General features: G+C 70.2%; 23 protein-coding genes. 16 read left to right on the top strand and 7 right to left on the bottom strand.

Annotated features, from left to right (window positions below; translation table 11 throughout):
• Nucleotides 1-33 precede the first annotated feature (33 nt).
• From mqnE to PV396_RS36145, 5 genes are all read left to right on the top strand, one after another.
• Nucleotides 34-1,197 carry an aminofutalosine synthase MqnE gene (gene mqnE / locus PV396_RS36165; RefSeq protein ID WP_319212018.1) on the top strand — a complete coding sequence of 388 codons (1,164 nt, stop codon included), beginning with the start codon at nt 34-36 and terminating at the stop codon, nt 1,195-1,197.
• Nucleotides 1,198-1,327: 130 nt separating this feature from the next.
• On the top strand, nt 1,328-1,981 hold the full coding sequence (locus tag PV396_RS36160; protein WP_319212016.1) for a UdgX family uracil-DNA binding protein: 654 nt from the start codon (nt 1,328-1,330) through the stop codon (nt 1,979-1,981).
• 91 nt (nt 1,982-2,072) lie between these two features.
• Nucleotides 2,073-2,597 (top strand): GNAT family N-acetyltransferase, encoded by a 525-nt coding sequence (locus PV396_RS36155; protein ID WP_319212014.1) that lies wholly within the window; start codon nt 2,073-2,075, stop codon nt 2,595-2,597.
• A gap of 84 nt (nt 2,598-2,681) precedes the next feature.
• Nucleotides 2,682-3,014, top strand: coding sequence for a DUF4229 domain-containing protein (locus PV396_RS36150; protein WP_319212012.1), 333 nt, complete (start codon nt 2,682-2,684; stop codon nt 3,012-3,014).
• A gap of 26 nt (nt 3,015-3,040) precedes the next feature.
• Nucleotides 3,041-3,685, top strand: a complete 645-nt coding sequence (locus PV396_RS36145; RefSeq protein WP_319212010.1) for a TetR/AcrR family transcriptional regulator — start codon at nt 3,041-3,043, stop codon at nt 3,683-3,685.
• Nucleotides 3,686-4,115: 430 nt separating this feature from the next.
• Here the strand turns inward: PV396_RS36145 and PV396_RS36140 are convergent, their stop codons facing one another.
• Nucleotides 4,116-4,997 (bottom strand): MaoC family dehydratase, encoded by an 882-nt coding sequence (locus tag PV396_RS36140; protein ID WP_319212009.1) that lies wholly within the window; start codon nt 4,995-4,997, stop codon nt 4,116-4,118.
• A gap of 346 nt (nt 4,998-5,343) precedes the next feature.
• Here PV396_RS36140 and PV396_RS36135 point away from each other — a divergent pair, with 346 nt between their 5' ends.
• Nucleotides 5,344-7,284, top strand: coding sequence for an AMP-dependent synthetase/ligase (locus tag PV396_RS36135; RefSeq protein ID WP_416071537.1), 1,941 nt, complete (start codon nt 5,344-5,346; stop codon nt 7,282-7,284).
• A gap of 69 nt (nt 7,285-7,353) precedes the next feature.
• Nucleotides 7,354-8,505, top strand: a complete 1,152-nt coding sequence (locus PV396_RS36130; protein WP_319212007.1) for a hypothetical protein — start codon at nt 7,354-7,356, stop codon at nt 8,503-8,505.
• A gap of 14 nt (nt 8,506-8,519) precedes the next feature.
• Here the strand turns inward: PV396_RS36130 and PV396_RS36125 are convergent, their stop codons facing one another.
• A complete protein-coding gene (locus tag PV396_RS36125; protein WP_319212005.1) occupies nt 8,520-9,416 on the bottom strand; it encodes a LysR family transcriptional regulator in 897 nt (298 codons plus the stop codon).
• A gap of 205 nt (nt 9,417-9,621) precedes the next feature.
• Here PV396_RS36125 and PV396_RS36120 point away from each other — a divergent pair, with 205 nt between their 5' ends.
• Nucleotides 9,622-10,218 carry a DUF6817 domain-containing protein gene (locus tag PV396_RS36120; RefSeq protein ID WP_319212003.1) on the top strand — a complete coding sequence of 199 codons (597 nt, stop codon included), beginning with the start codon at nt 9,622-9,624 and terminating at the stop codon, nt 10,216-10,218.
• 47 nt (nt 10,219-10,265) lie between these two features.
• Nucleotides 10,266-11,234 (top strand): threonine/serine dehydratase, encoded by a 969-nt coding sequence (locus tag PV396_RS36115; RefSeq protein ID WP_319212001.1) that lies wholly within the window; start codon nt 10,266-10,268, stop codon nt 11,232-11,234.
• A 12-nt stretch (nt 11,235-11,246) separates the two neighbouring features.
• Here PV396_RS36115 and PV396_RS36110 read toward each other — a convergent pair whose 3' ends face one another.
• Together PV396_RS36110 and PV396_RS36105 are read right to left on the bottom strand one after the other, a co-directional pair.
• A complete protein-coding gene (locus tag PV396_RS36110) occupies nt 11,247-11,732 on the bottom strand; it encodes a hypothetical protein (RefSeq protein WP_319211999.1) in 486 nt (161 codons plus the stop codon).
• 132 nt (nt 11,733-11,864) lie between these two features.
• Nucleotides 11,865-12,602: an SDR family oxidoreductase gene (locus PV396_RS36105; protein ID WP_319211997.1), complete on the bottom strand. Its 738-nt coding sequence runs from the start codon at nt 12,600-12,602 to the stop codon at nt 11,865-11,867.
• 93 nt (nt 12,603-12,695) lie between these two features.
• Here PV396_RS36105 and PV396_RS36100 point away from each other — a divergent pair, with 93 nt between their 5' ends.
• A complete protein-coding gene (locus PV396_RS36100; protein ID WP_319211995.1) occupies nt 12,696-13,577 on the top strand; it encodes a LysR family transcriptional regulator in 882 nt (293 codons plus the stop codon).
• 69 nt (nt 13,578-13,646) lie between these two features.
• Here the strand turns inward: PV396_RS36100 and PV396_RS36095 are convergent, their stop codons facing one another.
• The gene (locus tag PV396_RS36095; protein WP_319211993.1) at nt 13,647-14,222 is read right to left on the bottom strand and encodes a YciI family protein; all 576 of its coding nucleotides are present in this window, start codon (nt 14,220-14,222) and stop codon (nt 13,647-13,649) included.
• An 86-nt stretch (nt 14,223-14,308) separates the two neighbouring features.
• Here PV396_RS36095 and kstD point away from each other — a divergent pair, with 86 nt between their 5' ends.
• Together kstD and PV396_RS36085 are read left to right on the top strand one after the other, a co-directional pair.
• Nucleotides 14,309-16,087 carry a 3-oxosteroid 1-dehydrogenase gene (gene kstD, locus PV396_RS36090; RefSeq protein ID WP_319211991.1) on the top strand — a complete coding sequence of 593 codons (1,779 nt, stop codon included), beginning with the start codon at nt 14,309-14,311 and terminating at the stop codon, nt 16,085-16,087.
• A gap of 195 nt (nt 16,088-16,282) precedes the next feature.
• Nucleotides 16,283-17,017, top strand: a complete 735-nt coding sequence (locus PV396_RS36085) for a DsbA family protein (protein ID WP_319212229.1) — start codon at nt 16,283-16,285, stop codon at nt 17,015-17,017.
• Here the strand turns inward: PV396_RS36085 and PV396_RS36080 are convergent.
• On the bottom strand, nt 17,005-17,739 hold the full coding sequence (locus PV396_RS36080; protein WP_319211989.1) for a class I SAM-dependent methyltransferase: 735 nt from the start codon (nt 17,737-17,739) through the stop codon (nt 17,005-17,007). The genes PV396_RS36085 and PV396_RS36080 overlap by 13 nt on opposite strands.
• A 111-nt stretch (nt 17,740-17,850) precedes the next feature.
• Here PV396_RS36080 and PV396_RS36075 point away from each other — a divergent pair, with 111 nt between their 5' ends.
• On the top strand, nt 17,851-18,189 hold the full coding sequence (locus tag PV396_RS36075; protein ID WP_319211987.1) for a hypothetical protein: 339 nt from the start codon (nt 17,851-17,853) through the stop codon (nt 18,187-18,189).
• Nucleotides 18,186-18,671 (top strand): hypothetical protein, encoded by a 486-nt coding sequence (locus PV396_RS36070; protein ID WP_319211985.1) that lies wholly within the window; start codon nt 18,186-18,188, stop codon nt 18,669-18,671. Before PV396_RS36075 ends, PV396_RS36070 begins: the two co-directional genes overlap by 4 nt.
• 97 nt (nt 18,672-18,768) lie before the next feature.
• Here the strand turns inward: PV396_RS36070 and PV396_RS36065 are convergent, their stop codons facing one another.
• Nucleotides 18,769-18,972 (bottom strand): cold-shock protein, encoded by a 204-nt coding sequence (locus tag PV396_RS36065; protein ID WP_053740801.1) that lies wholly within the window; start codon nt 18,970-18,972, stop codon nt 18,769-18,771.
• Nucleotides 18,973-19,260: 288 nt separating this feature from the next.
• On the opposite strand from PV396_RS36065, the gene PV396_RS36060 reads away from it, so the two are divergent.
• Nucleotides 19,261-20,109, top strand: a complete 849-nt coding sequence (locus PV396_RS36060) for a menaquinone biosynthesis protein (protein ID WP_319211982.1) — start codon at nt 19,261-19,263, stop codon at nt 20,107-20,109.
• An 84-nt stretch (nt 20,110-20,193) separates the two neighbouring features.
• The gene (locus PV396_RS36055) at nt 20,194-21,846 is read left to right on the top strand and encodes a serine/threonine-protein kinase (protein WP_319211980.1); all 1,653 of its coding nucleotides are present in this window, start codon (nt 20,194-20,196) and stop codon (nt 21,844-21,846) included.
• The last annotated feature ends 129 nt before the right edge of the window (nt 21,847-21,975 follow it).

Here is a 21,975-nt window from a genome sequence, read left to right as displayed (position 1 = left end):
ACGAAGGCCGAGCTGTCTAGGAGAGGGACGAGCATGGACGTCGGGCTCAAGCGCGAGCTGGAGGAGAAGGTCAGGGCCGGTGAGCGGCTGACCCGCGAGGACGGCATCGCGCTGTACGAGTCGGACGACCTGGCCTGGCTCGGCGGGCTGGCGCACGAGGTGCGGACGCGCAAGAACGGCGACGTCGTCCACTTCAACGTCAACCGGCACCTCAACATGACCAACGTGTGCACCGCCTCGTGTGCCTACTGCTCGTTCCAGCGCAAGCCGGGCGAGAAGGACGCGTACACGATGCGCATCGAGGAGGCCGTCAAGCTCGCCAAGGCGATGGAGGGCGAGAACCTCACCGAGCTGCACATCGTCAACGGACTGCACCCGAGCCTTCCCTGGCGGTACTACCCGCGCTCGCTGCGGGAGCTGAAGGCCGCCCTGCCGAGCGTCTCCCTCAAGGCGTTCACGGCGACGGAGATCCACCACTTCGAGACGATCAGCGGTCTGTCGGCGTCCGAGATCCTCGACGAGCTGATCGACGCGGGCCTCGAGTCGCTGACCGGCGGCGGCGCCGAGATCTTCGACTGGGAGGTCCGCGAGCACATCGTCGACCACCGGACGCACTGGGAGGACTGGTCGCGCATCCACCGCCTCGCGCACGAGAAGGGTCTCAAGACCCCGTGCACGATGCTGTACGGCCACATCGAGGAGCCCCGCCACCGCGTGGACCACGTCCTGCGGCTGCGTGAGCTCCAGGACGAGACGAACGGCTTCCAGGTCTTCATCCCGCTGCGCTACCAGCACGACTTCGTCGACATGAAGGACGGCAAGGTCAGGAACCGCCTCCAGGCGCGCACCCAGATGGCCACCGGCGCGGAAGCCCTCAAGACCTTCGCGGTGTCCAGGCTGCTGTTCGACAACGTCCCGCACGTCAAGGTCTTCTGGGTCATGCACGGCGTCCAGACCGCCCAGCTCGCCCTCCAGCACGGCGCGGACGACATGGACGGCTCGGTCGTCGAGTACAAGATCACCCACGACGCCGACAACTACGGCACCCCCAACAAGCTCACCCGCGACGACCTGCTCGACCTGATCCGGGACGCCGGGTTCCGGCCGGTGGAGCGGAACACTCGGTACGAGATCATTCGGGAGTACGACGGTCCCGACCCGGCGCGTCGGGAGTCGCCTCAGCCGATGAGGGTTTGACCGGTTCGTTTGTGGGTGTGGGTGTGGGTGCGGGTGGGCGGGGGCTGGTCGCGCCCCGCGGCGGAGCCGCAGATCGGATGCAGCCCCGCGCCCCTTGGTTGGATCCGTGGTCCAGGGTTACTCGGTGGCCGTGAGTTCCCGCACCGAAGCCCCGGAGGACGCCTACACGGCAGCCCCCTTCGTCCCCGGCCACGCAGGCCTCACGGCCCTGCGCCGAGCCGCCGCCGACTGCCGGGGCTGCCCGCTCCACCGTGACGCCACCCAGACGGTTTTCGGTACGGGGGCCGCCCACGCGCGCGTGATGCTCGTCGGGGAGCAGCCCGGTGACCAGGAGGACCGTCAGGGTGAGCCGTTCGTCGGGCCGGCGGGGAAGTTGCTGGACCGGGCGCTCACGGAAGCCGGCATCGACCCGGCGGACGCCTACGTCACCAACGCGGTGAAGCACTTCAAGTTCACGCAGACCGAGCCCGGTAAACGCCGTATCCACCGGGCGCCCAACCTCCGGGAGATGACGGCCTGCGGACCCTGGCTCGCCAAGGAGCTGGAGCTGGTCGCGCCGGAGCTGATCGTGGTCCTCGGCGCCACCGCGGGCAAGGCGCTGCTCGGCTCGTCGTTCCGGGTGACGCAGGTGCGCGGGACCGTGCTGGAGGAGGAGATCCACGGGAGGCGGGAGCGGCTCGTGCCGACCGTGCATCCGTCGGCCGTACTGCGGGCCGAGGACAGGGAGGCGGCGTACCGGGGCCTGGTGGCGGACCTGGAGGTGGCGGTACGGGCGCTGGGGTGACGGACGGTACGGGCGGTACGGGCCTCGGGGTGACGTAGGTGACGCCGGGGGCCACTTGAGGTGACGGATGCGTAATGACTACTCTCACCTCATGCCCCTTACCTTCACCCTCGATCCGGCCGTCGACCCCGACCTTCGGGACGGCATCCTCGACCTGTGGGCGGACGTGTCCAACGCGGGCGGTGCCGTCGGCTTCGTCGCCCCGGTGGACCGGGAGACGATCCGGCCCGAGCTGGTGAAGCACTTCGCGGCGATGGCGGAGGGGCGCGTCCGGCTCCTGGTCGCGCACGACGAGGCCGGGCGGGTCGCCGCGACCGCGTTCCTCACCTTCAACACGCACCGGCTGATGACCCACTGGGTGTGGCTGTACACGGTGATGGTGCACCCCCGTCACCAGGGCCGGGGCTACGGCCGCGACCTGCTCGCGGCGGCGGCGGACGCGGCCCGCACGTTCGAGGGCATGGAGGCGATCCGCCTCACCTGCCGCGGCGGCCACGGCCTGGAGCGTTTCTACGGCTCCTGCGGCTACAAGGAGGTCGGCCGCATACCCGGCGCGATACGGGTCGCGCCGGGCGACGACCGCGACGACATCATCATGCTGCTGCCTCTGACGTGAGCCCGTGCACCCGCCTGCAAGATCGGGACCCCGCCGTGCTTCACTGGACGGTGCCCTTTTTTGGAACTGGAAGAGTGGATTGAGATGCTCCGCTACACGCTGATGCGCTTCGGGATCCTGGCGGCCTGCCTGCTGGTGGTCTGGGGCCTCGTCTACTCCGGTATCGCACCGCGCGGCCTCGGCAGCTCCAACGGCATGTGGATCATTCTGCTCTCCCTCGTGATCTCCGCCCCGATCAGCTTCGTGGCGCTCCGCAAGGAACGGGACCGGGCGTCGGTGCAGATCGTCGAGAAGGTGGACCGCGTCAAGGCCAACCTGGAGGCGAACCGCAGCCAGGAGGACGAGGCGGTCGACGAGGCGGCCCGCGCCCAGGCACAGAACCCGGCGCAGAACCCGGCTCAGAGCCAGATCTCCTGAAGCCGGGCCCAACTACCCTTGCCCTCATGGGTGCTGTGAAGAACAAGCGGATGCCGCGTGCCGTCCGTGAGCAGCAGATGCTGGACGCCGCCGTACGGACCTTCGGTCAGCGTGGCTACATGGCGGCGTCGATGGACGAGATCGCCGAACTCGCCGGTGTCTCCAAGCCGTTGGTCTATCTGTACCTGAACTCGAAGGAAGACCTCTTCACCGCCTGCATCAGGCGCGAGGCCAGGACACTCACCGAGGCCGTCCGCGCCGGTGTCGAACCGGCCCTGCCCGCCGACCGCCAGCTCTGGGACGGGCTGTGCGCGTTCTTCACGCACACCGCCCAGAACCCGGACGGCTGGTCGGTACTGCACCTCCAGGCCCGTACGCACGGCGAACCGTTCGCGACCGAGGTCACCGCGATGCGCGAGGAACTCGTCGCGTTCGTCACCCAGTTGATCGTGATCGCGGCCCGCGAGGCCCACAGCGACCCCTCCCTGCCCGAACGCGAGGTCGCCGGGTTGGCCGTGGCCCTGGTGGGCGCTGCCGAATCCCTCGCGGCCTGGGCCAACACCACCCCGGGCATCACCGCGAAACAGGCGGCGACAACACTGATGAACTTCGCGTGGGCGGGCCTGGCCAACCTGATGACGGGCAGCCCCTGGACACCCCCGAGCACATAGGGCAGCGGTCGCGGTCCTGGTGGGTGCGGCGATGTAGGCGGCCGGCAGGCGCAGGGCTGTTTCCAGGAGGGGTACGTCGAACTTGGCGTCGTGGGTGAGGACGCAGATCACCGTGCGGTCGTCGAGCTGATACGCAACCGGCCACAGCGGCCACCCCCTCAGGGGCGCGGGGAACTGCGCGACCAGCCACAACGGCGCCGCAGCAGACAACAAACCCCTCGGGGGCGGGGGGAACTACGCGACCGGCCGCAGCGTCACCCCCTCAGGGGCGCGGGGAACTGCGCGACCGGCCACTACGGCGCCGCAGCAGACGACGAACCTCTCGGGGGCGCGGGGAACTACGCGACCGGCCGCAGCGTCACCCCCTCAGGGGCGCGGGGAACTGCGCGACCAGCCCCAACGGCGCCGCAGCAGACACGCAAACGAACCCCTACACCCCCCGCACATCCCCCCGCAGATGCACCCGCCCCCCACCCCGAAGCTCGAACCCCCCAAAGCCATCCGCCCCGTACTCCACCGTGCCCGGCAACAGCACCGGCGCCCTGAACTCGGTGCGGACCCAGGCCGACGGTGGCGCGCCGTGGGCGGCGAGGCAGCGTGCGGCGGTCCACATGCCATGGGCTATCGCACGCCGGAACCCGAAGAGGCGCGCGGCGAGCGGGTGCAGGTGAATCGGATTGCGGTCACCGGAGGCGGCCGCGTACCGCCGCCCGAGATCCCCGCAGAGCCGCCACTCGGCGACGAGAGGGAGTGCCTCACGTTCGTCACCAAAGCCGGCCCCACCCCTGGGCGTGCCGACGGCAGGGTCACGCCGGTGTCGTGCGAGATACGTGCTCCGCGACTCCCACACCAGTTCCTCACCGTCCCGGACCTCCGTCTGCACAGCGACCTCGGTGCCGCGTCGGTGCGGGGTCAACTCCTCGACGTACACGGTGAGTTCGTAATAGCCCCCGGTGGCGGTGAGCGGGCGCCAGCGGACGATCTCGACCGAGGTGTGGACCAGGCCGAGGAGCGGGAGCGGGAAGTCGCGGTCGGTCATCAGGCGCATGGCCAGGGGGAAGCCGAGGACATGCGGGTAGGTGATGGGGAGGGAGTCGTCGCCGACGGGGAAGCCGCAGACCCGTTCGTAGGCGGCGAGGCGGGCGAGGTCGAGGCGTACGCCGGGGAGCACGAGGCGGGTGCCGGGGTGGCCGGCGTCCGGGCGGGGCCGGTCGAGGGCGGCCTTCTTGAAGGGGGACAGCAGGGCGCCCCGCGCGAGCAGGGGCGTCAGGGCCGGGGATCGGTCGAGGGTGCGAACAGAGCGGTCGGCCATGGTCAACTCCCACCTCGATGCCGTACTTACTCCAGAGTCAGGTTACCGGAGGTAAGCCCCAGAACACCCCGAGATGAAAGTGTGAAGAACCACTGGGAAGGCGCGTAGGGCCGGTGCTAACGTGAAAAACGCTCAGGACAGGGCAAGATGACGCATCGGTAACCTGTGTGACACCTGAGCTTGCACATCCCCGCCGCTACACCGCCCCGGAACCCGCACGAACCCCACACGCGCGAGCCGTACGATCCGGTTTCTGAACAGCGGCACCGCCGAAGTCGTACAACTGTGGTGAACACCATCAGAGGTGTACACGCCGGAAGGCCGCCGCACGCCACAGGAGCTGCTCGTGTCCTCGTCGTTCCCGTCCTCCCCACCCTCGCCGCCGATCGTGACCGCCGTCGGGTACGACGGTGAACCCCTCCTGGTGGAGCCCGAGATCCGACGACTGGACGGGGCCGTACGGGAGGTGTCCGTACCGGCGTTCGTCGCGCCCGCGACGTACGGATCGCTCGCGGACCTCCCGTTCGACAACGCGAACGAGGAACCCGAGGCGACCATCCTCAGTCGCCGTACGCCGGACGGGAGCTGGGCGGACGTGACGGCGGCCGAGTTCGCCGAGCAGGTGCTCGCGGTGGCCAAGGGGCTGATAGCCGAGGGTCTGATGCCGGGCGACCGGCTGGCCATCATGGCGCGGACGACGTACGAGTGGACGCTCATGGACTTCGCCGCGTGGGCGGCGGGCCTGGTGACCGTCCCCATCTACCCCACGTCCTCCGCCTTCCAGACCCGCTGGATCCTCCAGGACTCCGGCGCCGTCGCCCTCGCCGCGGAGACCGTCGCCCAGGCCGCCGCCCTCGGCCCGGAGCGCGACCGTATCCCCGACCTGCGGCACATGTGGGTCTTCGAGAAGGGGCACCTGGACCGGCTCGCAGAGCTCGGCAAGGACGTACCGGACCAGGAAGTCGCCGTACGGCGTGGGGTGTTGGGCCCGGACACGCTCGCCACCCTCATCTACACCTCCGGCACGACCGGCCGCCCGAAGGGCTGTGCGCTCTCGCACGGCAACTTCTTCGCCGAGGTCGACAACGCCATCGAACTCCTCTACCCCGTCTTCCGGGAGCAGACGAAGGACGAGGCGTCGGTACTGCTGTTCCTGCCGATGTCGCACGTCTTCGGCAGGATGGTGGCCATCGCGTGCATCCGCGCGGGCATCCGGCTCGGCCACGCCCCGAGCCTCAAGTCGGAAGACCTGCTGGGGGACTTGGCGGCCTTCAAGCCCACCTGCCTCCTCGCCATCCCGTACATGCTGGAGAAAGTCTTCAACACCGCCCGCGCCAGGGCCGAGACGGGCAAGCGGGTCTCGTCCTTCGACCGCGCGGTGGGCGTGGCCCGCCGCTACAGCGAGGCGGTGGAGGAACAGCGCCACGGCATCGGCCACGGCCCCAGCCGTGCGCTGCGCACCGCGCGCGGCTTCTACGACCCCCTCGTCTACCGCCGTATCCGCAACGCCATGGGCGGCAGGGTCCGTTACATGATCTGCGGCGGCTCACCGCTCGGCCGCCCGCTGGCCGGGTTCTTCGCCGGCGCGGGCATCGAGATCTACGAGGGGTACGGCCTCACGGAGTCCACGGGCGCGGCCACGGTCACCCCACCGCTCAAACCCCGCGTGGGCACAGTGGGTTGGCCCCTTCCCGGCACCCGCGTACGGATCGCCGCCGACGGCGAGGTGGAGCTGTCCGGCGACCAGATCCTGCGCGGCTACTGGGACCCGAGCGCGGGCGGCGTCGTCCCGGCGGCACCGGATGGCTGGCTGGCGACCGGTGACATCGGCTCCCTCGACGAGGAGGGCTATCTGACGATCACCGGCCGCAAGAAGGAGATCCTGATCACCGCCGGCGGCAAGAGCGTGGCCCCGGCGCCCATGGAGAACTGGCTGCGGGCCCACCCCCTGATCTCCCAGGCGATGGTCCTGGGCGACGGCCGCCCCTACATCTCGGCCCTGATCACCCTCGACACCGCCGGCCTCACCCACTGGCGCCAGATGCAGGGCAAGCACCCGGTACCGGCCGAACTCCTCATGGACGACGCCGACTTGAGGGCGGTCATCCAACGGGCGGTGGAGGAGGCCAACAAACTGGTCTCCCGCCCGGAGTCGATCCGCCGCTTCACCATCCTCCCCGTCGACTTCACGGAGGAGGAGGGCCACCTGACCCCGTCGATGAAACTGCGCCGCTTCGAGATCATGCGGGACTTCGCGGCGGAGGTGGAGGGGTTGTACGAGCGGTAGGCGAAAGGGTTCTACTGCCGGTCGGCCACAGGTCTTCCGGTGGTCGTTCCGGCGGGTCACAATCACGCCATGACGGAGACGACCACCACGAGCGCGCCGCCGACTGACAGCAGGCCGCTGGACGTCGTCCGCGGGTTCCTGACGAGTTGCGTGGCGGGAGTCTCGCCGACCGCCTTCGTGGTGGGCTGCATCATCAGGGACGGGCAGCTGATCATCGGCAGCCTCGTTCTCCCGGTGGTCTACGGACTGCTCAACCACCTCTCCCGCGCCCCGGAACGGGCTCGTAGGGCGGCCCTCGTCCCCGTCACCGCGCTCGCGATGGTCGAGAGCCTGAAAGCCAGCGGGTCCGAACTGTCGTCGAACGTACCGATCGACTTCGACCTCACGGTCGCCCCGGACGACGCACCCGTGTTCCGCGCCCGGGTGATCGACCGGGTCAACCTCGTGGACGTCCCCGACTACCAGCCGCGCGACATCCGGGTCGTCGAGTACCCGCCGGACCGGCCGTGGGAGGTACGGCTCGTCAAGCAGCCGACTCCGGAATGGCAGCGCAGGGCGGCCGACGCGGTCATCGACTCGGCGCCCGAGTCGACGCTGGTGAAGGAACCACGGGAAAGCGTAAGCGACGGGGTCGCTGTGGCCGGCCTCTTCGGTTTTCTGGTCGGGGTGGCGGTGGTTCTGTTGGTGTTCGGCGCAGACCTGTTCGGCGGCTCGGACGCGGACGCGGGCAAACCCTCGGCGTCGTCCTCGGCGCCGTCTTCTCCCTCGCCCTCCTCCTCGTCCTCCTCGTCATCGTCGTCCTCGATGAACACCACGGTGGTGTCGTCGGTGTCCGGCACGGTCGTCCTGGGTTCGGGGCAGTCGTTCCTCGACGAGGGTGAGCTGCGGCAGGCCGTCGAGTCGCTGACCAGGAGCGGCAAGGGCCAGGCGCTCGTGTTGGCCGTCGAGGACAGCACACTGTCGGTGGTGTTCCCGCCTTCGGGCCCCCAGCCCCCGCTCTTCGACCCCAACTCCCTGCCGTACGAGCGCATCCCGGCCCTGGTGAGGGAGGCGAGGACGGCTCTCGGCGTCCGCTCTCCCCAGTCCTGGCAACTGACGGCCGACCGTCTCACCGGCTCACTCAACCTGAGGGTGAGTGTGACAGGGGCGGGCGACGACACGGCTTCACTGGTGGCGAACGGGAAGGGCGAGGTCGTGGGGCGGACGCGGGGGGCGAACTGAGTGGGAGGAGAGACTCAGCGTCCGGCGCCCTTCCTCGCCGCCACCGTGTCCGCGAACGCCCGCGCCGCCGGACTCAGCGCGTCCCACCGCCGCACAGCCCACCCCACGGCCAACGGCCGAAGCGCGGGCAGCGGAATCAACCGCACAGGCCCCTCGGCGCCCGGCACCGGCAGGTCAGGGACGGCGGGCACGATGGCGTACCCGAGCCCCAACTCCGCGAGCAGCAAAGCCGTGTCCCAGTCGGCGACACTCGTGTCGAACGCCGGTCGCGCCCCCACCTCCGCGAACGCCGCGTCCAGTTGGGCGGCGGACGTCGAGTTCGGCGGCAGCCGGATCAACCGCAGGTCGCGCAGATCGTCCGCCTCGGCGTACGCCCGCCGTGCGAGCGGATCACCGGCGCGTACGGCGAGCACCCACGGCAGCTCCATCACCACCCGCTGCTCGATGCCCCGCACGGGCGCCCCGATGGTGACCCACGCGAGATCAAGCTCGCTGTCGGCGAGCGCGGCGAAACACCCCCGGCTGGAGTTCTCCGTACGGAACTCCAGGCTGACGCTGGGGTGTTGACGCCGGAAGGCGACCACCGCCTCCGCCATGAAGTGCCGCACGGTCGTCGCACCGGTGGCGACCCGCACCGACCCGGTCTCACCGTCGACGAGATCCTTGAGGCTCCGCAGCGCGAGATCCAGCCCGGCGATGCCCTCCGAGGCGGCGGCCTGCAACACTCGCCCGGCCGCGGTCGGCACGACACCCCGCGCATGCCGCTCCAGCAGGGCGACGCCCGTCTCCCGCTCCAGCCGTTTCACATGCTGACTGACGGCCGACTGAGTGCACGCGAGGTCACGCGCGACCGCGCTCAGGCTCCCGGCCCGGCACACGGCGACGAAGACACGCAGGTCGTCCAGGGTCACACCACCCAGCTAACACCCGACCCAACCCCCAAGTAAATACTTGGAGTTGGTGACAGAACCTTAGGATTGACTGGCTACGGACCGGTACGTCACGATCGTTGCAGGGCCCAGGCGGCAACCCGTCCCGCGCCCCCGCCGGGGTCCGGACCAAAGGGTGGGGAGCGGACGGGTGCCGACCTTTCGCGCACCGAGAGGACGCCACCCCATGTCCGCTTCCCTTCCCTCACCCTCTCCGCCCACTGTCGTCCCGTCAACGGCGGCCCAAACCGTCGGATTCCTGAGGCAGTTGGGTGCCGAACAGATAGGGCACCCCGGCGGCACCCTGCTCGCCCACCTCTGCCGGGTCTACCGTCTGCTCGCCGCCTGGGACGCCCGGCCGGCCCTCCGCCTGGCGGGTCTCTGCCACGCCGCCTACGGCACCGACGGCTTCCCCACCGCCCTGCTCACCCTGGACCGTCGCGCAGAGCTGGCGAGGGTGATCGGCTCGGAGGCGGAGGAGATCGTCCACGTGTACGCCGCCATGGACCGCAAGGCCACCTACCCGGGCCTGGCCACCCCGAACGCGCCGTTCCACGACCGCTTCATCGGCGGCGCCCGGGCCATGACCCGCGGTCACCGCGAGGACCTCGCCGAACTGACGGCCGCGAACGAACTCGACCTGGCACGGATCAACCCGGTGTTCCGCGAACAGTGGGGCCCGGACCTCCTCGCCCTGTTCACCCGCTTCCGGCCCCTGCTGAGCGCCCAGGCGTGGGAGGAGACGGAAACGCTGCTGGGCCGCCGGGACGGCCGGGGCCACTGAGGGCTACCACCCTGACCGTCTTCATGGTGGCACTACGCTGCTCTGTCGTGCAGGAGACGCGTCTCGACACAGCTCGGATCCGGGCGGCTCGCCGGGTCATCGACCCGGTCTTTCTCGACACCCCGCTGTATCGCTGCGAGGCGCTGGAGTCCGTCCTCGGGTGCGCGGTGAGCATCAAGCTCGAAACGGCGAACCCGGTCCGCAGCTTCAAGGCCCGCGGTACGGAGGTGATCGCGAGCCTGCTCGCCGACAACGGCTCGCGAGCCGTTGTGTGCGCCAGCGCGGGCAACCTGGGCCAAGCCCTCGCCTGGTCCGGTCGCTGCCGGGGACTCGACGTGACCGTCGTGGCATCCCGCTTCGCGACTCGCACCAAGCTGGAGCGCATCCGTGCGTTGGGCGCCCGCCTGGAACTGGTGGACGGCGACCACGAGTTGGCCCGTGAGCGGGCGGCGGCCATCGCACGGTACGACCGTATCCGGCTGGTCGAGGACAGCCTGGACCTCGAGACCTGCGAGGGCGCGGCCACCATCGGCCTCGAACTGACGGAAGCCGCCCCGTCGTTCGACACCGTCCTGATTGCTCTCGGCGGTGGGGCGCTGGCCACCGGCGTGGGTCATGTGCTGAAGGAATCGGCACCCGGAGTCGAGGTGATCTGCGTCCAGCCGCTGGGCGCCCCGGCGTTGACCCACTCCTGGCACCAACGTTGTGTCGTCACCACCGACTCGACCGACACCATCGCCGACGGCGTGGCCGGTCGATGCCCCATCCCGGCCGTCCTGGGCGACCTCCTCCTGGTCGCCGACGACGCCGTCCTGGTCCGGGAAGCGTCGATCATCGCCGGTATGCGGCTGCTCCTCGAGCACGCCGGACTCGTTGTCGAACCGTCGGCCGCGCTCGGCATCGCGGCGATCCTCGAAGACCGCGACCGCTTCGCGGGCCGACACGTGGTCACCATCCTGTGCGGCAGCAACGTCGACGTGGACGCCTATCGCCGGTGGTGCGCGCCTGTGTTCTGACGCGGGCGTACATCACTGCCCGGCGGAGACCGACCAGCGCACCCCGGAGGTGCCGGTGACGTGGATGTACGCGTCGGGGTCCGGGGTGCTGATCTCCGCCTCGTTGTAGATGCTGACGACCTTGCCGGCCTCACAGTTCTCGGCGAAGGTCATGCCGAGGTCCTGGACCTCGACCTTCACCTTGCCCTTGCCCTCGCAGTTCAGGGCGATCCCGAGGGTTCCCTTGCGGAGCCCGCCCTTGAGGGGGATGGCGCGACCGAGCTGCCCGTTGGCGAACGAGGCGATGATCTTCCGCTCGATCTTCGGAGCCTCGGTGACGCTCTCGCCGTTGGTTTGGTCAACCTCGACGGCGGCTGCGGGTGTGGCCGGAGCCGACTTCTTGGCCGAGGCCTTCGGCCCGTCGCTGTCACCGTCGTTGTCGCCGGTGCAGGCGGTGCCGGTCAGCAGTACAGCGGCGCAGATCGCTGCCGCTGTGGCGGCGCGGGTGATCGTGGTCATGTCCCGATCATCACCACGGCGGCTGCCGGGAAATCCGATGCGGGCACGCTCGCAGCACGCCCGCAGCACAGCTGTTACACAGCCGCCTGGCGGACTACCGCTGAAAGACAGGTGAGTTGGGGTCTCGGTGGATCACCAGGGGATGACGCCGTCGTCCTCGAAGAACGCACCGGTCGGGCCGTCGTCGGGCAGTGTGGCGAGCCGGACGGGGGTGGCCGCGCCCTGCTCGGGGGTGCGGGAGCCGTAGAAGCCGTTGAGGCCGGTCGCGACCAGGCCCGGGCAGACGGCGTTGATCAGGATGTTCGTGTCCGCGAGCTGCCGGGCGTACTGGACGGTGACGGCGTTGAGGAACGACTTCGACGGTGCGTAGGCCGCCATGACGGGCCCGACCTCGATGTCCGGGTCCGCCTGTCGGGTGAGGGAGCCGAGGGAACTGGAGACGTTGACGATGCGCGGCGACGTCGAGCGCCGCAGCAGCGGCAGCATCGCGTTGGTCACCCGGATGACACCGAGGACGTTGGTCTCCAGCACGGTGCGGACCACGTCGAGGTCGAGCGTGGTCGGGTCCTGGCCCCAGCCCGGCCCCGTCTCTCCTGAGATGCCGGCGTTGTTGACCAGGACGTCCAGGTGTCCGGCCTGCCGTTCGATCAGTTCCGCGGCAGCGCTGACGCTGCGGTCGCCCGTCACGTCCAGCGGAACCCCGAACGCGTCCACCCCCGCGGCGCGCAGCTTCTCGACAGCGGTCTCGAGGCGCGTCTCGTCGCGGGCACCCACGCCCACCCGGTACCCCAGGGCGCCCAGCCCGGCTGCGATCTCGTACCCGATTCCCTTGTTCGCGCCGGTCACCAGCGCGATCTTCGTTTCGCTCATGCCGTTGATGCTCGCTCGCGGACGGCCCACGCATCCAACACCGATTCGGTGGCCTGTCATACCCGGCAGGTATCACAGAGGTATTCTGCGGACGTGGACACCCTGGATCCCCCGGACACCCTGGAGACCCGCGAGCTGCGCTACTTCGTCGCCGTCGCCGAGGAGTTGCACTTCGGCCGCGCCGCCGAGCGTCTCGGCATGGCCCAACCGCCGCTCTCCCGGGCGATCCAACAGCTCGAACGGCGCCTCGGCGTCTGCCTGTTGGACCGGAACCGGCGCGGTGTCAGCCTGACCGGCGCCGGAGAGGTGCTGCTGTACGAGGGCCGCGCGGCCCTTGACGCGACCGTCGCCGCCGCTCGCCGCACCCGTCGTGCCGGTGGCGCCGACAGTCCCGGCGGGCCGCGCAACCGTCTCGTGCTGGCGGTGAAGGCCGCCGCGGCTCACGAGCTGCTGCAGAAGCTTCTCGGTGCCTACGCGGCCGAGCCCGACGCCGCCGACATCGAGGTCCTGCCGTGCGGCTTCTGCGAGCAGGAGGAGCTGCTGCGCGACGGCCGCGCCGATGTGGCGCTCATGCACACGCCGTTCAACTCCCTCGCCGGATTCGACAGCGAGGTGCTGATGACCGAGGGGCAGATCGCCGTCCTGCCCGCCGGTCACCCCCTCGCCACACGCAGGACGCTGTCCCTGGCGGACATCGAGGACGTCCCCGACCTTCCGCGAGCCCGCTGGCCACGGCACGGCACGTACCCACCCGGCCCCGGCCCCGAGATCCGCGACCAGACGCAGTTGGCCCAGCTGATCGCCCTCGGGCGCACGATGGCCGTCTTCCCCGACTCCGCCCGTGCCTGGCTGTGGGCCGAGCACGTCGCCGTCCCCGTGACCGACGCGCCTCTCGTCGTCACCCACATCGCCTGGCCCGCGCACAGCCGCTCCCTCGCCCTCGCCGGACTGATCCGCACGGCCACACGGCTGTGACCGCGTGCGGCCCGGACGACGGCCGACCGAGCGGCCCGACCAACCGCTGACCAGCGGATCGAGCCCCGCTCAGGACCGCCCGCCGAACTGCCACTCGTGCACCTCGATCGCCGCGTACCGGTCCGGTGTCGCGAGGACGGCGCGTGCCGTGTCCGGGTTCGGGGCGCGGAGCAGGGCCGCCGTGCCCAGCCAGGTGGTGCCGTCGTCGGAGAGCAGCGGGCCGTACGCGATCAGGTTCTCCGTGTCGGACGGCAGGTCGAGGTCGGCGCCCTCACCGGCACCGGCGCCGACACCCGCGCTGTGTCCGAGGCCGATCACCAGATACCGCCTGCCCTCGGCCGGGCCGCCGGGGAACTCCCACATCGTGCGTCCCAGCGTGTTGCGCCACCGGCGCAGCAGTACGTCACGGTAGGCGCCGGCCTGATAGCCCGGCTCGTCGAAGGCGAACGCGCGGGCCGTGGCGGGATCCGGTAGGTCGAGGATGTGCACGCTGCCGGTGAGGGTGTCGCCGTCGTCGGCGAAGGTCGGGCCGCGGGCGATCATCTCCTTGGCGTACTGGTCCATGTACGACCAGTGCTCTTCGAGTAGTTCATAGCGCAGCGCAAGGGAATCGGGCCGGTCACGGTGGTAGCAGAGGAACTCCATGCCCGTAGGCGTACCAGGTTCTCCGGGTGCACGTCGCTTGACTTCACAAGACCCAAGTAGGACATTCCCGCCCCATGAACCCAGAAATGGACTCCACGCGACGTACCGAACTCCTTTCCAGACGTGGCGTGTTGGCGGGCGCGGCGGCAACAGCGACAGCGGCGGGCGTAGGGGTGGGGGCAGGCGGGACGGCCCAGGCCGCAGTGGCCCCGCCCCTCCTCGGAACGTACGACGTCGTCGTGATCGGCGCGGGTGTCGCTGGCATGACCGCCGCGCTGACCGCCGCCAAACAGGGGCTGACCTGCGTGGTCGTCGAGAAGGCGGCCACCTTCGGTGGGTCCGCCGCCCGTTCCGGTGCCGGGATCTGGATCCCGAACAACCCCGTGATCCTGGCGGCCGGGGTGCCGGACACCCCGGCGAAGGCCGCCGCCTACCTCGCGGCGGTCGTCGGGCCGGAGGTCCCCGCCGCGCGTCAGCAGGCCTTCCTCGCCCACGGGCCCGCCATGCTCTCCTTCGTCATGGCCAACAGTCCCCTCCGCTTCCGCTGGATGGAGGGATACAGCGACTACTACCCGGAGTTGCCCGGCGGGCTCCCCAACGGCCGTTCCATAGAGCCCGATCAGCTCGACGGGAACGTCCTGGGCGCCGAACTCGCGCACCTCAACCCGCCCTACCTCCCCGTCCCCGCCGGCATGGTCGTCTTCAGTGCCGACTACAAGTGGCTGGCCCTCGCCGCCGTGAACGTGAAGGGCACGGCCGTCGCCGTCGAGTGCCTGGCGCGCGGTACGCAGGCCGCGCTCAAGGGGCAGACCCCGCTCACCATGGGCCAGGCCCTCGCGGGCGGCCTGCGGGCGGGGCTGGCGTCGGTGGGGGTGCCCGTCTGGCTCAACACCCCGCTCACCGACCTCCACTTGGAGTCCGGAGCGGTCACCGGCGCCGTCGTCACACGGGGCGGCGTACCCGGTCTCCTCCGCGCCCGGCGAGGCGTGATCGTCGGCTCGGGCGGCTTCGAGCACAACGCGGCGATGCGCGCCCAGTACCAGCGGCAGCCGATCGGTACGGAGTGGACGATCGGCGCGAAGGAGAACACCGGGGACGGCATCCGGGCGGGCGAACGGGCCGGCGGCTCCCTGGCCCTGATGGACGACGCCTGGTGGGGCCCGGCGATCCCGCTCCCCGGCGAGCCGTACTTCTGCCTCGCCGAACGCACCCTCCCCGGCGGCCTGTTGGTCAACGCGGCGGGCGCCCGCTTCGTCAACGAGGCCGGCCCCTACAGCGACGTCGTCCACACCATGTACGAGCGCGACGCCACCGACCCCGACATCCCGGCCTGGCTGATCGTCGACCAGAACTACCGCAACCGCTACCTCTTCAGGGACGTCTCCCCGACCTTCGTACTCCCGGCCGACTGGTACAACTCCGGTGCCGCGTACAAGGCGTGGACCCTCGACGCCCTCGCCACCTCCATCGGCGTCCCGCCCGCCGCCCTGCGCACCACGGTCAGCCGCTTCAACTCCCTTGCCCTGAACGGCGACGACACCGACTTCGGGCGCGGCGACAGCGCCTACGACCACTACTACACGGACCCGGCGATCCTCCCGAACTCCTGTCTGGCGCCCCTGTGGCTGCCCCCGTACTACGCCTTCCGGATCGTCCCCGGCGACCTCGGCACCAAGGGCGGCCTGCGCACCGACGCCCGGGCGCGCGTCCTGCGGGCCGACGGCACGGCGATCCCCGGCCTGTACGCCGCCGGCAACGCCAGCGCCGCCGTCATGGGCCACAGCTACGCGGGCGCGGGCTCGACGATCGGCCCGGCGATGACGTTCGGGTATGTGGCGGCACTGGCTGCGGCGGGCGTGCTCTGATCCCCGTCCCCTCCGCCCCTCCGACCCTCCGCCCCTCCGATAAGCCTGTGCGTTCCGCATGGACATGCCCTAATGTCACGCTGATTGCTGGGGAGGCAACAAGTGCGTACAGGGCACGGGGGGCGGTTCGCCGCGTCGAGAAGGACGACATCGACCACGAGGACCACGGCGACCGCGACGACCGCAGTGGTCGCGATGACGGTGGTGGTCATGTCGCTCGTCGCGGGATGCGGGCAGCGTTACAAGGATTCACAGCCGTACGAGAGCCTGGCGCAGACGCCGGAGAAGCTCGCGCCGAACGGCACGACCATCCTGGTCGGCGACCAGACCGCCGAGGTGACCGTGCACCTGTACGAGGACATGCGCTGCCCGTTCTGCGAGGAGTTCGAGACGACCGGCGCAGGCCCGGAACTCCAGCGGGCCGTGCTGCGACGCGAGGTGAAGGTGGAATACACCCTCGCCTCCTTCCTGGACGACAGGGTCGGCGGCAGCGGCTCGAAGAAGGCCGCCAACGCGCTCCGGGCCGCGCTCGACTCCGACAGGTTCGCCGAGTACCACGAGGTGCTGTACGCCAACCAGCCCGAGGAGGAGGTCGACGGCTTCACGGACGCCCGTCTCCTCGAACTGGCCGGACAGGTCGAGGGGTTGCGCACGCCCGCCTTCGAATCGGCGGTGAAGACGATGAAGTACCGCTCCTTCGTGACCGCCGCCGAGCGCGCCTACGAGGCTGTCGGCGACGAGCCGGGAAAGGGCCCGGGGACCCCGACCGCCGTGATCAACGACGTCCGGGTCCCCGAGGAGCTCGGCGGGGTGCTCTACGACTCGAAGGTCTTCGTGAAACTGCTGCGGGCGATCCAGGAGAACCCCGGAGAGTGGCAGTCGTACAAGGACTACCAGCCACTCCCGGACCCCAAGGACTACGGATACTGAGCCGGCCTGCGGGCCATGAGGAACGCCTGCGGGGACGACTCCCCGGCCTCCTCGTACGCCGCCCGCACGGTCTGCGAGGTGAGCGTGAACCCGGCCTCCGTCAGCAGTTCGGCGATCCGCTCGGGCCGGCGCCGCTGGAAGGTCATGGACACGGGGCGTCCGAAGGGCCGGTCGTGGTGCTTGTGCACGTCCCCCGCCTGGAAGGCGAGCAGCAGGTGTCCGCCCGGCGCGAGTACGCGACGGAACTCGGCGAAGAGGGCGGGCAGTTGGTCCGCCGGGGTGTGGATGGTCGAGTACCAGGACACCACTCCGGCGAGTGTCCCGTCGGGAAGGTCCAGCTCCAGCATCGACCCCTGCTCGAACCGCAGCCCCGGATGCTCCCGCCGGGCCACCGTGAGCATCGACGCCGACACGTCGAGCCCGAACACCGACAGCCCGAGCGAGTCGAGCAGCGCGGTGACCCACCCCGGCCCGCACCCGAGATCGGCGACCTGGCCGGTCCCGCCCCCTGAACCCCGTACGAACTCGGCGTACGCGGCGAGCAGGGCCCGCTCGAGTGGCTGCTCGGCGAGCCCGGAACGGAAGAGGGCGTAGTAGTCCTCGGCGATGGCGTCGTAGAAGACCCGGGTGGCGGCGACGAAGTCGGTGTCGGCGGCGGTTTCGATGGTGGTGCCGGTGCCGGTGCCGGTGCCGGCGCTCGGGGCGGCGCCTGTGTCAGTCATGGCCGGGACCCTAGCCGCACCCACTGACAACACGACCCGAAACCCGAGTGAGCGACCCGCGTGAGCCGCTTCCGCTTGAGCGGAGCGTAATACGCGTCATACACTGGCTTCATGTCGACGACCAGGACCCGGATCAGCATCAGCCTTGAGCAGGAGCAGGCCGACCGCATCAGGCGGCACGCGGAGCGAGCGGGGCTGGATGTCTCGGCGTACGTCGTCCATGCGGCGACGCGTCAGATGGCGGAGACCGAGGCCATAGAGGAACAGTTCTCCGGAGTCGACGCCCTTATCGCCGAGGCGGAAGCGAAAGCGGAATCCGCGACGCTGCAGTCCGAACCGGTCCCCGCCGCACCGGAGTTGACGGAACAGGAACGCCGGGACATCGAGGCCGCGCTGAACCTCGTCTACGGTGAGGACCGTGGCGCGGCCCGCCCGGGGCACGCCGCGTGACGGCAAGGGTGCCGGTGTACGACACCGGGATGCTGATCGCCCTCGCGGACCGCAAGGCGAAGGCCGTCGCCCTGCACGGTGGCCTCGATGCGACCCCCCATCGCGCGCTGGTGCTCGGTCCGGTCCTCGCCCAGGTCTGGCGCCCACGGCCGGCGGCCGTCCACGCTCTGGCCGGGGTTCTCAGGGACTGCACCGTGCCAGGGGCCCGATCGTCCGAACCGGCCATGCGGCAGACCAGGGCCGGACAGGCCGAGTGCATCGCGTGCGCGGCCGGCCCCGACCTCATCGACTGGCGGCGTATGGGCGTCGCCCTGGGGGAGGCCCAGCTCCCTGCAAAGAAGAAGCCGGATGCGGTGGACGCCTGGGTGGCCCTGTCCGCCGTGAAACACGGCAGTGCGGTGATCTTCACCAGCGATCCGGAGGACATCGAGGCGTACCTGGGTGTGCTCAACCCGAGCGATGTCCACGTCGAACGCGTGTAGGACAAAAAGGCAGGAGCTCCGATGCCGGATGGCTCGGAGCTCCTTGGGTACTGCACACGTTCCGGATCAGAGAAATTGACTCAGAAGAGCCGCAGACTTAGATCGGGGTGACGTTCTCCGCCTGCGGGCCCTTCGGACCCTGCGTGACGTCGAAGGAAACCGCCTGGTTCTCTTCGAGAGAGCGGAAGCCGCTCGCGTTGATCGCGGAGTAGTGGACGAAGACGTCCGGGCCGCCGCCTTCCTGGGCAATGAAACCAAAGCCCTTTTCGGCGTTGAACCACTTCACGGTTCCGGTAGCCATAAGCCCTCCTTGGGCCCAAAGGGTTGCCCTGCTCCAGAACCTGCAAGGTGTAAACAAAAGCTTGTAAACAACTGCATTCATCTGAATACGACGAGAGCCCGCGGTCACATGCTCCGCAGGCTCTGTACTGCAAGGGAAACCAAACTGCAACTTGCGGCGAGCCTAGCATGCAGGCACCCGAATGCAATAGAGGTCAAGATCACGTCACTCGGACGTTTGAGAGGCGGCGCGCGCTCTTGACAACCCCCAGGAGGTCTCATGGTAGGGCGGGCCGGTTAGCCTCGCGAGGTGGACAATTCTCGCACCCGGCCGCGCGTCGGCCACATCCAGTTCCTGAACTGCCTGCCCCTGTACTGGGGGCTCGCGAGAACAGGCACGCTCCTCGACTTCGAGCTGACCAAGGACACCCCTGAGAAGCTCAGCGAGAAGCTGGTGCGCGGAGACCTCGACATCGGGCCCATTACCCTCGTCGAGTTCCTCCGCAACGCCGATGACCTGGTCGCCTTCCCCGACATCGCCGTGGGCTGCGACGGCCCGGTCATGTCGTGCGTGCTCGTCTCCCAGGTGCCCCTGGACCGCCTGGACGGCGCACGGGTGGCGCTCGGCTCGACCTCCCGCACCTCCGTACGCCTGGCGCAACTGCTCCTGGCCGATCGCTACGGCGTGCGACCCGACTACTACACGTGTCCGCCCGATCTCAGCCTGATGATGCAGGAGGCGGACGCGGCCGTACTGATCGGGGACGCGGCCCTGCGCGCCAACCTCCTGGACGGCCCGCGCTACGGCCTCGAGGTGCACGATCTGGGCGCCCTCTGGAAGGAGTGGACGGGGCTGCCGTTCGTCTTCGCGGTGTGGGCGGCCCGCAAGGACTACCTGGACCGCGAGCCGGTCCTCACCCGCAAGGTCCACGAGGCGTTCCTCGCCTCCCGCGACCTCTCCCTCGAGGAGGTCGCCAAGGTCGCCGAACAGGCGGCCCGCTGGGAGGAGTTCGACGCGGGTGTCCTGGAGCGCTACTTCACGACCCTCGACTTCCGTTTCGGCGGTCCGCAACTGGCGGCCGTACAGGAGTTCGCCCGCCGGGTCGGCCCGACGACAGGCTTCCCCGCGGACGTGGAGGTCGACCTGCTGGAGCCGTAGGCTGCTGGTCGCGCGCGGGACGGGCGGGCGCATGGGGCCGCCGTGGGTGTGTGTGGGTGTGTGTACGGGGGAGAGGTGGGCGTCATGCAGCCGCTGGACGTCGGCGAGTCGACCGTCGTGGGGCCCTACCGGCTGCTCGGACGGCTCGGCTCGGGCGGGATGGGCCGGGTCTACCTGGGGCGCAGCGCGGGCGGCCGTACCGTCGCGGTCAAGATCGTGCACCCGCACTTCGCGCTCGACGAGGAGTTCCGGGCCCGGTTCCGGCGCGAGGTCGAGGCCGCCCGGCGGGTCGGCGGCGCCTGGACGGCCCCCGTCCTGGACGCGGACCCGGAGGCCCCGGTGCCCTGGGTGGCGACGGCGTACGCGGCCGGCCCCTCCCTGACAGCCGCGATCACGGACGACGGCCCCCTGCCCTACGACTCCGTACGGGCACTGGGCGCCGGCCTCGCCGAGGCGCTGACCGCCGTCCATGCCCTGAACCTCGTCCACCGGGACGTGAAACCGTCCAACGTCCTGCTCACCCTCGACGGCCCCCTCCTCATCGACTTCGGCATCGCCCGGGCCACGGACGGCACGGCGTCCCTGACGTCCACCGGCGTCTCGGTCGGCTCGCCCGGCTACATGTCGCCGGAACAGATCCTCGGCAGGCCGGTCACCGGAGCGGCGGACGTCTTCTCCCTGGGCGCGGTACTGGCGTACGCGGCGACCGGCCGCTCCCCCTTCCCCGGTGACTCCTCCGCCGCCCTCCTCTACAAGGTCGTCCACGAGGACCCCGAACTCGACGGGCTGGACGGTGAGTTGCGGGAGGTGGTGGTGCGCTGCCTGGCGAAGGACCCGGCCGCGCGACCGGCCCCCGGCGAGGTGGCCCGACGGCTCGCTCCGGAGGGCGCGGCCCGGCTGGTGGCGGGCGGGTGGCTGCCGGGGGCGGTGGTGGAGCGGGTCAGCCGGGGCGCGGTGGCGTTGCTGAACCTGGAGGTGGCGGAGGCTCGGGAGGGGGGTGCGCTGCCTGGGGTGGCGGGACCGGGGCTGGGCGAGTTCGGCCCGCCGCCGGTGATGCCGGGCGCGGTGCTGCCGGGGCCTCGCGACGCGGAACCCGAGCCTGATCCTGAGTCTGAGCCGGTCGACCGTACGCCCCCCGGGAAGGTCTCCGTGAGTGTGGCGGCGACCTCGGCACCCGTCGCCGGCGGGCGCGGACGGAAACTGAGCTGCACGGTGGCCCTCGCCGTGGCGGGCGCGATGGCGGCGGTCACGGTGGGCTCCGTGTACGTGTTCGACCTGCTGCCGGACAAGGGCGGCGACAAGGACACGTCGGCGAGCAGCGACACCGGCCCGGCCGCCGAGAACCCGTCACCGAGCACGGTTCCTGGACCGGCGAGCGGCACGATGACGGTCCCCGCGTCCTACGTCGGCACCTGGGAGGGGCCGGCCGTCGCCCTCGACGGCGCGCTGTCGATGGGCACGTTCCGGGTGACGGTCCAACGGGCGGCGGTGGGCGCCAAGTTGGGCACCTTCCGGCAGACCGACCCGATCGGGGGCACCTGCGACGACGACCTGTTCCTGAAGGAGATCACGAAAAGCAGGCTCGTCGTCACATCGATCGCCGACAAGTCGAACAGGGACGTGTGCACGACTGGCTCACACACGGTGCTGCTGACGCCGGTCGGCGACGACTTGAAGTACGAGACGGACAACCCGGAGGCGGGGGATCCGGTGGCTCGGATGTCGCGGGTGGGGTAGGGGCTGTGAACAGCCGGACCGACCGCCCGGTTCGCTCGGGCGGGTGCGGCGTCCAGGGTAGTCCAGAGTTCTCCAGCCCTGAGGGCACTACGGCATAACTCGTACTCCCGTTACGGACAGGTCCCTAAC

The organism is Streptomyces sp. ME02-8801-2C (assembly GCF_033793965.1).
Classification (GTDB): Bacteria; Actinomycetota; Actinomycetes; order Streptomycetales; family Streptomycetaceae; genus Streptomyces.
The sequence above is the reverse complement of the archived record's forward strand: the minus strand, read 5'-3'. Positions and strand labels throughout refer to the sequence as shown.

Coding starts and splice junctions, on each gene's coding strand:
- mqnE (WP_319212018.1), top strand. CDS start 34: ATGGACGTCGGGCTCAAGCGCGAGCTGGAGGAGAAGGTCAGGGCCGGT.
- PV396_RS36155 (WP_319212014.1), top strand. CDS start 2,073: ATGCCCCTTACCTTCACCCTCGATCCGGCCGTCGACCCCGACCTTCGG.
- PV396_RS36150 (WP_319212012.1), top strand. CDS start 2,682: ATGCTCCGCTACACGCTGATGCGCTTCGGGATCCTGGCGGCCTGCCTG.
- PV396_RS36145 (WP_319212010.1), top strand. CDS start 3,041: ATGGGTGCTGTGAAGAACAAGCGGATGCCGCGTGCCGTCCGTGAGCAG.
- PV396_RS36140 (WP_319212009.1), bottom strand. CDS start 4,997: ATGGCCGACCGCTCTGTTCGCACCCTCGACCGATCCCCGGCCCTGACG.
- PV396_RS36130 (WP_319212007.1), top strand. CDS start 7,354: ATGACGGAGACGACCACCACGAGCGCGCCGCCGACTGACAGCAGGCCG.
- PV396_RS36120 (WP_319212003.1), top strand. CDS start 9,622: ATGTCCGCTTCCCTTCCCTCACCCTCTCCGCCCACTGTCGTCCCGTCA.
- PV396_RS36110 (WP_319211999.1), bottom strand. CDS start 11,732: ATGACCACGATCACCCGCGCCGCCACAGCGGCAGCGATCTGCGCCGCT.
- PV396_RS36105 (WP_319211997.1), bottom strand. CDS start 12,602: ATGAGCGAAACGAAGATCGCGCTGGTGACCGGCGCGAACAAGGGAATC.
- PV396_RS36095 (WP_319211993.1), bottom strand. CDS start 14,222: ATGGAGTTCCTCTGCTACCACCGTGACCGGCCCGATTCCCTTGCGCTG.
- kstD (WP_319211991.1), top strand. CDS start 14,309: ATGGACTCCACGCGACGTACCGAACTCCTTTCCAGACGTGGCGTGTTG.
- PV396_RS36085 (WP_319212229.1), top strand. CDS start 16,283: ATGACGGTGGTGGTCATGTCGCTCGTCGCGGGATGCGGGCAGCGTTAC.
- PV396_RS36080 (WP_319211989.1), bottom strand. CDS start 17,739: ATGACTGACACAGGCGCCGCCCCGAGCGCCGGCACCGGCACCGGCACC.
- PV396_RS36075 (WP_319211987.1), top strand. CDS start 17,851: ATGTCGACGACCAGGACCCGGATCAGCATCAGCCTTGAGCAGGAGCAG.
- PV396_RS36065 (WP_053740801.1), bottom strand. CDS start 18,972: ATGGCTACCGGAACCGTGAAGTGGTTCAACGCCGAAAAGGGCTTTGGT.
- PV396_RS36055 (WP_319211980.1), top strand. CDS start 20,194: ATGCAGCCGCTGGACGTCGGCGAGTCGACCGTCGTGGGGCCCTACCGG.